Source organism: Terriglobales bacterium (assembly GCA_035651995.1).
In the GTDB taxonomy this organism is placed as follows: Bacteria; Acidobacteriota; Terriglobia; order Terriglobales; family Acidobacteriaceae; genus DASRER01.
Genome location: DASRER010000009.1, coordinates 1 through 3,232 on the forward strand (window position 1 = coordinate 1; position 3,232 = coordinate 3,232).

At 63.7% G+C, this 3,232-nt stretch carries 3 protein-coding genes and 1 pseudogene; 3 read left to right on the forward strand and 1 reads right to left on the reverse strand.

Annotated features, from left to right (window positions below):
* Positions 1–1,111 (forward strand): Asp-tRNA(Asn)/Glu-tRNA(Gln) amidotransferase subunit GatA (gene gatA / locus VFA60_04455; protein HZQ91023.1); only part of this gene is annotated, 1,111 nt, incomplete at its 5' end.
* 16 nt (positions 1,112–1,127) lie between these two features.
* Here the strand turns inward: gatA and VFA60_04460 are convergent.
* Complete coding sequence (locus VFA60_04460; GenBank protein HZQ91024.1) at positions 1,128–1,280, reverse strand: hypothetical protein; 153 nt, start codon at positions 1,278–1,280, stop codon at positions 1,128–1,130.
* A gap of 580 nt (positions 1,281–1,860) precedes the next feature.
* On the opposite strand from VFA60_04460, the gene VFA60_04465 reads away from it, so the two are divergent.
* Together VFA60_04465 and VFA60_04470 are read left to right on the forward strand one after the other, a co-directional pair.
* On the forward strand, positions 1,861–2,508 hold the full coding sequence (locus tag VFA60_04465; protein HZQ91025.1) for a YraN family protein: 648 nt from the start codon (positions 1,861–1,863) through the stop codon (positions 2,506–2,508).
* A gap of 109 nt (positions 2,509–2,617) precedes the next feature.
* Positions 2,618–3,232, forward strand: a pseudogene (locus VFA60_04470) (DUF4931 domain-containing protein).

A 3,232-nucleotide genomic window follows, 5' to 3' on the forward strand; every position in this document is an offset into this window, starting at 1 on the left:
CCTGGAAGATGCCGGCGCCATCGTACTCGGCAAGACCAACTGCGACGAGTTCGCCATGGGCTCGTCCAACGAAAACTCCGGCTACTGGCCGGTGCGCAACCCGCGCGACAGGGAGCGCGTGCCCGGCGGCTCCTCGGGCGGATCGGCGGCAGCGGTGGCCGCAGGAATGTGCGTGGCCGCGCTGGGCTCCGATACCGGCGGCTCCATTCGCCAGCCCGCCGCCTTCTGCGGCGTGGTCGGCCTGATGCCCACCTATGGCCGCGTCTCGCGCTACGGCCTGATCGCCTTTGCTTCGTCACTCGATCACATCGGCCCGCTCACCAAGTCGGTGAAGGACGCCGCCATCCTGCTGCGCCACATCGCCGGCCGCGATCCCAACGACTCCACCTCCGCCGACGTGCCCGTCCCCGACTACGTTGAAGAGATTGAAAAGCCGGTGCGCGGGCTCAAGCTGGGCGTGCCCAAGGAGTACTTCGGCGAAGGGCTGAATCCCGAAGTTCGCAAAGCCGTGGAGGACGGCATTCAGAAGCTGGCCCGCGCCGGCTGCGAGATCGTCAACATCTCGCTGCCCCACACTCCATATGCGATCCCCACCTATTACGTGATCGCCACCGCCGAGGCGTCATCCAACCTTGCCCGCTACGACGGTGTGCGCTACGGCTACCGCTGGCGCGGCGCCCGCACGCTTTCTGAGATGTACCGCCGCAGCCGCGACGAAGGCTTCGGGGCCGAAGTCAAGCGCCGCATCATCCTCGGCACCTACGTGCTCAGCGCCGGCTACTACGATGCCTACTACCTGAAGGCGCAGCGCGTCCGCACCCTGCTGACGCGCGATTTTGATAACGCCTTCAAGCAGGTGGACGCCATCGTCACGCCCACCACGCCCACGCCGGCCTTCAAGCTGGGCGAAAAAACCGATGACCCGCTGGCCATGTACCTGGCCGACATCTACACCGTTACCGCCGATCTTGCCGGCGTGCCGGGCATCTCGGTGCCCTGCGGCCAGTCGCGCGACGGCCTGCCCATTGGCATGCAGATCCTGGGCCGCCACTTCGACGAAGCCACGCTGGTGCGCCTGGGCCACGCACTCGAGCACGCCCAGGCGGCGTAATTCGAGGCCGCGGAACTCACGCCGTCTTGCGTTTGCCGGTGACCAGGTGGGCGATCAGGAACGCCACCGCCAGTCCCAGCAGGATCCAGAAGACCGCACTTACCACCTTCACCACCGCCCAGAAGACAATCCAGGCAATCAGCAGGGCGACGAAAAGCCAGAACAACATGGAATTGCTCCTTGCAGCGATCCTCTGGTTCGATGCCCAGCAAGAGATGCCCGATTTGGGAATCCAGCGGAACGAGGCATATACCCCCCTCCCCCGGTACTTAATAGAATGAGCAACTTACGAAGGGAATACCTTCGATACCCTTCGCATAATGAGACGGAATTTAGGCGAATACAAAGCGAACCAGTAAACGTACAACGGGCAGCGGCTTGGGGTCAAGGAAAATCGTGGGCCAAGAGGCAAGGAGCAGGCGGGCATGGACCGATTTGGGAGAGGAGGCAACCAGCGCGGCAGCTTTTCGCCAGCATCGGCGGCGCTTCCAAGTCCGGCCCGGGCCAAGGCACAGGGGAGCGCCGGCCGCGCTGCTGGTCCACCAGCGGTTCGTCGCGTGACAAGAACCTATCGATTGCTGATCCGTAATGCCTCGCCCCGAAGTCAAGCCAATTTCGGTATCACGTTCCTTCCCGGTGAAGTGATTCGGACTGGTCTCATACCCGACGCAGCGATCAGCGGTAGTTGCCACGGCCGGTATGATTGGTGACTCATCCCAAGTGCAGCGAAGGATGGGAGATTCGGCACGATGCCCCCACGCCTGCTCCAACTCGCGCTCCGCGTCCTCGACGCCGTTGCCCGGCTTCTGCCCTGGGCCCGCAGGGCGCCGGCGCACCTTGTTACGGGGAGGCGCGGCGAGGAGGCTGCCTACTTTCACCTGCGGCGTGAGGGATACACAATCGTCGCGCGCAACTTCCGCTCTCGGCGGCGTCGCGGGGAGATTGACCTGGTGGGCTGGGACGGCGACACCCTGTGCTTCATCGAGGTCAAGACCCGCACCACGCCGGATGTGAAGCCGCCCGAGGCGGCCGTGGACCGCGAGAAGCAGCGCGAGCTGGCAGCCATGGCTCGCGAGTATGTTCGCCGTGCATTGCCGGTGCGTGCGGCGTCTAAACTCGAAGATTGCGCGGGCGAGTCGCCCGCCTCCACACCAGGCCAAGTTACGGGCGGGTCCTCCACCCCAGGACGCGCCCTTCGGCTTCGCTCAGGGCAGGCTCCCCCGGCGCGTGCCGGGGACCCCGTGTTGCCCGTGTCCATACTCGAGAAACCAGAAACCAGAAGCGAGAAACCGTCTTCGCCGCCGCCAATCCGCTTCGATATCGTGAGCGTGTACTGCGAAAACCAAGGTAACCCTCCGCAGATCACCCTATTCAAAAACGCCTTCCCGGTGACGTAAGATTAAAGGTTGGGGTTTTTTTGTTTTTGGTTATTGGTGCTCCGAGCGAACGAGCGGCGTACCAGGCGCGAGCGAATCCAAAAACTAAGAACCAGAAACCAAGAACCAGAACATGCCGGAGCTAAGAAGAGATCCGATCGTGGGCCGGTGGGTAATCATTTCCACCGACCGCGCCAAGCGTCCCACGGACTTCGTGCGCGACCAGGTGCGGCAGAAGGGAGGGTTCTGCCCGTTCTGCTACGGCAACGAGAGCAAGACGCCGCCGGAGATTCTGGCCTACCGTCCGCAGCCCAACGGCGCGCCGCCTCCGCAGAAGGACAGTCCCGGCTGGACGGTGCGCGTGGTGCCCAACAAGTTTCCCGCGCTGGGGATTGAAGGCAACATCAGCCGCCAGGCCGAGGGCATGTTCGACAAGATGAATGGCGTGGGCGCGCACGAGGTCATCATTGAAACTCCCGACCACAGCGCCACGCTATCCACGCTCCCGGACAAGCGCGTGGAGGACGTCTTCTGGGCCTTCCGCGACCGCATCCTCGACCTGCGCCAGGACAGGCGCTTCAAGTACATTCTGATTTTCAAGAACCACGGCGAGGCGGCGGGCGCCTCGCTGGAGCACGCGCATTGTCAGTTGATCGCGCTGCCCATTCTGCCGCGGCAGGTGGTGGAGGAACTGGAAGGCGCCAAGCAGTACTTCATTTACAAGGAGCGCTGCGTCTTCTGCGAC

Bases quoted from the DNA above. Each gene is read 5' to 3' on its own strand.
- VFA60_04460 (HZQ91024.1), bottom strand. From the start codon at position 1,280: ATGTTGTTCTGGCTTTTCGTCGCCCTGCTGATTGCCTGGATTGTCTTC.
- VFA60_04465 (HZQ91025.1), top strand. From the start codon at position 1,861: ATGCCCCCACGCCTGCTCCAACTCGCGCTCCGCGTCCTCGACGCCGTT.